The following is a 6,187-nucleotide window of genomic DNA, read 5'->3' as shown; positions in this document are numbered from 1 at the left end:
CGGCGACGCGATCGATTATCTGCGCGGCCATGAGGAGCTGACGACCGATTTCTGGGAGATCTTCGTCGTCGACCCGGCGCACAAGCCGATCGGCACGTGTCAGCTGTCGTGGATGCTGCGCACGCCGCGCGGGATCGCGATCGCCGACGTGATGAAGCGCGAACAGACGCTGATCCCGGTCGACATGGACCAGGAAGAGGTGGCGCTGCGCTTCCAGAAATACGCGCTGATCTCCGCCGCGGTGGTCGATCATGGCGGCCGGCTGGTCGGGATGATCACGGTCGACGATATCGTCCACATCATCTCCGAAGAGGCGGGCGAGGATACGCTGCGTCTGGCAGGCGCCGGCGACGGCGACATCAACGAGCCGATCCGGCTGACCGTGCGGACGCGCTTCACCTGGCTCGTAGTCAATCTGGGCACCGCGATGGTCGCGTCGTCGGTGGTCGGGCTGTTCCAGGGGACGATCGCGAGCTTCGCGCTGCTCGCGGTACTGATGCCGATCGTCTCGGGCATGGGCGGCAATGCGGGGACGCAGACGCTCGCGGTGGTGGTGCGTGCGCTCGCGACCAACCAGCTGACGAGCTCCAATACGCGGCGGATGATCGGCCGCGAATTCCGCATCGCGGCTGCGAACGGCGTGATGCTGGGGGCGTTGATCGGCTGCGGTACCTATGTGATCTTCCATAACGAGAATCTGTCGATCGTGATCGCGGCGGCGATGCTCACCAACAACATCGTCGCGGGGCTCAGCGGCGTGCTGGTGCCGGTGACGCTCGACAAGTTCCGGATCGATCCCGCGGTGTCGTCGGCGGTGTTCGTGACGACGATGACCGACACAATGGGGTTCTTCTCGTTCCTCGGGCTCGCCAGTCTTTGGGGTCTGCACGGTTGATCGGCGCGGTTTAAGGCCCATTTCCAGCGACATGCCGCTTCACTTAACAAAAGTCGCGTTCGGCGCGGACAGCGTCGACCATCTCGCCGAGCGGCTTCGCCTGCGTGGCGAGGAGGGGCCCGTGTTCCTCACCACGCGCTATCTGCCCAAGCGGCACGAGGAGGTCGCCGGACAGGGATCGATGTTCTGGATCCTGAAGCACCAGTTGATCGCACGCTCGCCGATCCTCGGCTTCGGCGAAGCCGAGGGTGGCCGCGTCGCGATCCATATCGATCCCAAGCTCGTGCTCGTCCAGGCACGCCCCAAGCGCGCGCATCAGGGCTGGCGCTATCTCGAAGGCGCCGACGCCCCGCTCGATCTGGGCGGCGATGCAAGCGGGCTCGACGTGATGCCGCCCGCGCTGATGACGAAACTGGCCGAACTCGCGCTGATCTGAGCGGCCCACCTTTCTGGCCTCAGGAAGGGTCGCCCGCTTTCCCGCACACGACCGGGCCGCCCGCCGCGGCATCCACCCGGCATTTCGCAGCACCGGTGACCGTCACCGTCCCCAGCCCGCTGTTCGTCACCTGCGCGGTGTAGCGCGCCGCCGCCTTCGTCTCGCCGACCCCGTCGAGATGGACGGTCAGGTCGTTGACCGCCAGCCCCGATGCGTCGATCGCGCCCGGCCCGCTCGTCACCAGTCGCGCCCGCGCCGCGCGGCCCGCGAGCGTCATCTGCCCCGTGCCGATCAGCGTCGCGTTCAACTGGTCGGTATCGGCAGCAGCAACCGACAGGCTGCCATTGCCGCTGACCGTGACATCGACCCGCATGCCGCGCATCCTGGCGATCGTCAGCCGTCCACCGGCCGCCACGCTGGCCGAGGACAGCCCGGGCGTCGATAGCATGATCACGATCGGTCCTGCCCCCCGCCCCTCTTGGCCCCGCCCCTGTTCACCCCAGCCGCCGGTGCCCTTGCGCACCGACAGCGTCGTACCGTCGACCCGCACCGCCACCCCCTGAGTCGCACGGGGATCGCCGGTGATCGTCGCACGCGGGGAGCCGATTGTGACGCGAACCTCGAACGGCCCCTCTACGCGCACCCGATCGAAGCTGCCGACCGACTCGGTCCGGCTGGCGGTGGAGGGCTGTGCGAACGCCGGCGACGACAGGAGCAGCGACGATGCAAGCAGATATCTCATGCCCGCACCGTCGCCGCTCCCGCCGCATCGCGCAAGTCAGCGGCCGCAGCGCACGTTGCCCGAGCCCATCTTCGATATCGTGCAGCGCGAGCGTGGGCCGAGGTCGACGTCGCCCGACCCCATCATGTCGACCTTGGCGGGGCCGTCGACGACCGCGCGGACGCTGCCCGAGCCTGCGATCTCGACCTTGGCGGATCTCGCTTGCAGCCGCGCGCCGTCGACATCGCCCGAGCCCGCAATCTCGACGTTCAGGTTGCGCGCGACGCCGCTGGCGCGCGCGGTCCCCGAGCCCGCGATCGAGAAGTTCGCCGCGTCGACCTGCACCGCGGCGATCGTCAGATTGCCCGAGCCCGCGATCCCGCCTGCGAACGCGCCGCCCTCGACCCGGTCGATCGCCATGTTGCCCGAGCCGGAGACGGTCGCCGCGCTCAGCCGCGGCAGCGTGACGTACACCTTGACCTTCGCGCTTTTGCTCCAGCCGAAGCCCGTCCCGTTCTTGCGGCCGATATCGAGCGTCGCGCCGTCACGCGCGATACGCAGCCGGTCGAGCTGCTCGGTCGGCCCCTCCGCGCGGACCGAGAAGCCCGTGCCGAGGCGGACGTCGACATCGTCCGCGCCGCGCAGGTCGATCTGGTGGAAATCGACGATCTGGAAGGTGCGCGTCGTGCCCGACCCCGAGGCAGCGACACCCGATCCCTCCGCGTCGCCGTCCCAGCCGAACGAGCAGGCTGCAAGAGGGATGATCAGCCCGAGCGCAAGAAAGTTCATCGCAGCCTCCTGTGTGTTGTCAAAACAATACACCTGATCGGAAGCGGTGCCAAGCGGATTTGCGCGCGATGCTTTTTAGGGAATGGTGACGATGCGCCCCGGTCGGGGGCACGATGCCGGGACCGATCGTCGCGCTATTTGCGCTTGCACGGATAGGCGTCGCGCAGCGCATCGCGCACGACGAAGGACGGCGCACCGGTGCCCGTCTTCTTGGCGCGTGCACGCAGATAGCCGCGCACCGTGGCCGCGACCTTGATGTTCGAGACGCTGGCCGGCAGCGGACAGATGTCGCCCGCCAGCGACAGCGCGTCGAACTCGCCAAGGATGTATCCGGTGCAGAAGTTCGCGCTCGGGTCGCTATCCTTGCCCTGGCAGAATTCGAGAAGCTGTTGGGTCGTGAGCGAACTCACCACCACCGCTCGATCGGGCGCCCCATCGGTCTTGCGAGCAGGCGCACGATCGGTCGCGGCAAGTACGGCAAGCATCAGCAGGATCATCGTTTTCCCTTCGCGCCGGACCGCACTTCAACGCGCGACGGCGGCACTGACATAGGGCAGCAGGCGCACGCGTGGGAACACGTCGTCGAGCGATTTCGTGTCGGGCAGGATGTAGACGACCCCGCCCTTCTTCTGGAACGCCGGCGTCAGCGTACGGGTATAGAATTTGGTGCCGACGTTGATGCAGCCGAAACTGATGCGGTTGTCGTCGGGCGACGGCGACACCAGCCGGTCGACGCGGTGCTCGCTCTTGTGCGTGGTGATCACCGCATGCAGCGCCACCGAATTCGCATAATCGACCCAGATCACGCGCTGGCGACCAAAGGCACGACCGAACTTCGCGACGAACCGCCCCGCGGGCGTCGTCCGCTCGGCCGGACCGATATCGGCCAGATCCTTGGCCCCGATACCCGGCGAGGAGTCGTCGCCGATGCCAACGCCGATCAGGACCGGTGTCACGCCCATGAAATCGCCCTTGCCGCTGAAAAGCAGCAACGACGCCGCCTGCTTGTCGATCACGACATAGGGCAGACCGCCATTGTCATGCTCGGCCGCGATCCAGGCGATCATGCGGCTCGCCGGCTCCGATTGCGGCGGCAACACCAGCGGCGGCGCCACGACCTTGGCGGCCTTGGCACGCGCGCGCTTGGCCTGCGCGCTCGGCTTGGCTTTGCGCGACTTGGTCGCGGCCGTCACGGCGGCCGCCCCCGCCCCCGCTCTCGCCGACACCGCTTGCGGCGCGACGAGGGCGAGCGCGATCGCCAGGCCGAAGCCTGTACGACACGCGCGACGGGACAAACCGGCGGACATCACGATGCGGATGTCCGGCCGGGCCCGTCCGTCGATGCAGGCACTGGCGATGATGGCTTAGCCGCGCGGCTTGCGCTGGCGCTGCTTGGCCTGCATCTGCATCTGCTGGTCGAGGCCATCGACGCGGCTGTTGATCTGGTCGATCCGCTGGCCGTTCTGCTGCGACTGACCGGCGGCCGCCTGCGCCTGGGCCAGCGCCTGGCCCGACGTGCCTTCGACGGTCCGCAGCTGCCCGTCGAGGCCGTCGATCCGCGTGTTGACCACGGCGATCTGCTCGCGGACGAAGCCCTTGGTGGCGCACCCGCTAAGCCCGATCCCGGCGATCAGGATGAGGGCAACCGTCGGGTATTTCGGGAGATTCGAACGCATATACTTATCCTTCCAAGACTGGATGGCGCCAGTCAGCGGAGAGTCGACGGAATGACAATCGATATCCGTCGAGACGTTCGTGCCATGCGGTGAGAATTGGCCGATCTCGGCACCTAGGACTGGATTGGCGGTGCAACGAGACGGGCGGTCGCTTTCTCTACGTGTCGCAAGCTTGTGTTCAGAATTGCAGAATTCATATCGTATAGTCGAAGAGATACTTGGACAAGACGGACGCCATTTCGAGCCGCGGCGTCCGGCCGACGCACGTTCCAGATCCGACCATAACGAAAAAGGGCGGCCCCGCAGGACCGCCCTTTCGTCTCGGCAAGGAGCGCGGGCGTCAGACCGGCACCTTGTCCTTGTTGTAGATCGCGGCCGCGGCGCGCAGGATGTCGAGGATCTTCTCCTGCGCCTTGGGCTCGTCGAGCTCTTCCATCGCGGCCAGTTCGCGCGCGAGCCGGCTGGTCGCGCCTTCGAAGATCTGGCGCTCGGAATAGCTCTGCTCAGGCTGGTCGTCGGCACGGAACAGGTCGCGGACCACTTCGGCGATCGACACCAGGTCGCCCGAATTGATCTTCGCCTCATATTCCTGCGCACGGCGCGACCACATGGTGCGCTTGACCTTGGGCTTGCCCTTGAGCGTGTCCATCGCCTCGCGCATCGTCTTGTCCGACGACAGCTTGCGCATGCCGACGCTTTCGGCCTTGTTGGTCGGCACGCGGAGCGTCATGCGCTCTTTCTCGAACCGCAGGACATAGAGTTCCAGTGTCATGCCGGCGATTTCCGAGCGCTGGAGCTCGATCACACGGCCGACCCCGTGCTTTGGATAAACGACGAAATCACCGACATCGAAGGACAGTGCCTTGGCAGCCATTTGGGGCCTTTCCGGATCAGGCCTCCACGCGACGCCTCGACGAAGGACTCGTCGCTGCTGCATCGGGGGGAGGGATAGGTCTAAACGTCAGGCGCACGACGTGAGTCACCGCGCCCGTCACGGACCCATCTAGCAGCTTTGCAACAAAATTACCAGCCGAACGTGGCAGGCGGCTTGCCCTTTTCCGGATTCGCCGCCTCTTATCAGTCCCCTGCGCCGGGTTCGGGCGAGAAATACTTGTCGAACTTGCCCTCGACGCCCTTCATCGCATCGGCGTCGGGGGGCGTCTGGTTGTCATTGCGCGTGACGTTGGGCCATTGCGCCGAGAAGGTCGTGTTGAGCTCGAGCCATTGCTCGAGTCCGCTCTCGGTGTCGGGCAGGATCGCTTCGGCGGGGCATTCGGGCTCGCACACGCCGCAATCGATGCACTCGCTGGGATTGATCACCAGCATGTTCTCGCCCTCGTAGAAGCAATCGACCGGGCACACTTCCACGCAGTCCATATACTTGCAGCGGATGCAGGCGTCGGTGACGACGTAGGTCATTATGAGAACTCCTGGGCCGGATTCCTTTCCGGCGACGAACGCGCCAGCGACTATGCCCGCAGGTCCCTCGCGTCAATCATAGCAAGCCTTCTGCGAGACGTTATCAAGCTATCCCACACCCGCCGACCTCCACCGTCCCCTCCTCCAACGTCATCATGACGAAAGTCAGGACCCAGAGTCGCGAAGGAACGGCCCGCTTGGCTCTGGGTCCTGACTTTCGTCAGGATGACGGATGTCCGCGTCCAGCGTTC

General features: G+C 66.0%; 9 protein-coding genes. 2 read left to right on the top strand and 7 right to left on the bottom strand.

Annotation, left to right across the window (positions count from 1 at the left end):
- Positions 1-895, top strand: an 895-nt coding sequence (locus ASE88_RS19290; protein ID WP_235527597.1) for a magnesium transporter, incomplete at its 5' end; no start/stop codon positions are given.
- A gap of 31 nt (positions 896-926) precedes the next feature.
- Positions 927-1,331, top strand: coding sequence for a DUF1489 family protein (locus tag ASE88_RS00430; protein ID WP_056474125.1), 405 nt, complete (start codon positions 927-929; stop codon positions 1,329-1,331).
- A 19-nt stretch (positions 1,332-1,350) separates the two neighbouring features.
- Here ASE88_RS00430 and ASE88_RS00425 read toward each other — a convergent pair whose 3' ends face one another.
- From ASE88_RS00425 to fdxA, 7 genes are all read right to left on the bottom strand, one after another.
- Positions 1,351-2,073 carry a GIN domain-containing protein gene (locus ASE88_RS00425; protein ID WP_056474116.1) on the bottom strand — a complete coding sequence of 241 codons (723 nt, stop codon included), beginning with the start codon at positions 2,071-2,073 and terminating at the stop codon, positions 1,351-1,353.
- A gap of 36 nt (positions 2,074-2,109) precedes the next feature.
- A complete protein-coding gene (locus ASE88_RS00420; protein WP_055882202.1) occupies positions 2,110-2,841 on the bottom strand; it encodes a head GIN domain-containing protein in 732 nt (243 codons plus the stop codon).
- A gap of 134 nt (positions 2,842-2,975) precedes the next feature.
- Positions 2,976-3,338, bottom strand: coding sequence for a Rap1a/Tai family immunity protein (locus tag ASE88_RS00415; RefSeq protein WP_055882204.1), 363 nt, complete (start codon positions 3,336-3,338; stop codon positions 2,976-2,978).
- Between the two features lie 27 nt (positions 3,339-3,365).
- A complete protein-coding gene (locus ASE88_RS00410) occupies positions 3,366-4,148 on the bottom strand; it encodes a hypothetical protein (RefSeq protein WP_056474113.1) in 783 nt (260 codons plus the stop codon).
- Positions 4,149-4,205: 57 nt separating this feature from the next.
- Complete coding sequence (locus tag ASE88_RS00405) at positions 4,206-4,517, bottom strand: hypothetical protein (protein WP_055882210.1); 312 nt, start codon at positions 4,515-4,517, stop codon at positions 4,206-4,208.
- Between the two features lie 340 nt (positions 4,518-4,857).
- Positions 4,858-5,391, bottom strand: a complete 534-nt coding sequence (locus tag ASE88_RS00400) for a CarD family transcriptional regulator (protein WP_055882213.1) — start codon at positions 5,389-5,391, stop codon at positions 4,858-4,860.
- 203 nt (positions 5,392-5,594) lie between these two features.
- On the bottom strand, positions 5,595-5,936 hold the full coding sequence (gene fdxA / locus ASE88_RS00395) for a ferredoxin FdxA (RefSeq protein WP_031393648.1): 342 nt from the start codon (positions 5,934-5,936) through the stop codon (positions 5,595-5,597).
- Between the last annotated feature and the right edge of the window lie 251 nt (positions 5,937-6,187).

Origin of the sequence: Sphingomonas sp. Leaf38 (assembly GCF_001421825.1) — a bacterium.
Classification (GTDB): domain Bacteria; phylum Pseudomonadota; class Alphaproteobacteria; order Sphingomonadales; family Sphingomonadaceae; genus Sphingomonas.
Note: the sequence above shows the minus strand (reverse complement) of the source record. Positions and strands in the feature narration are given on the sequence as shown.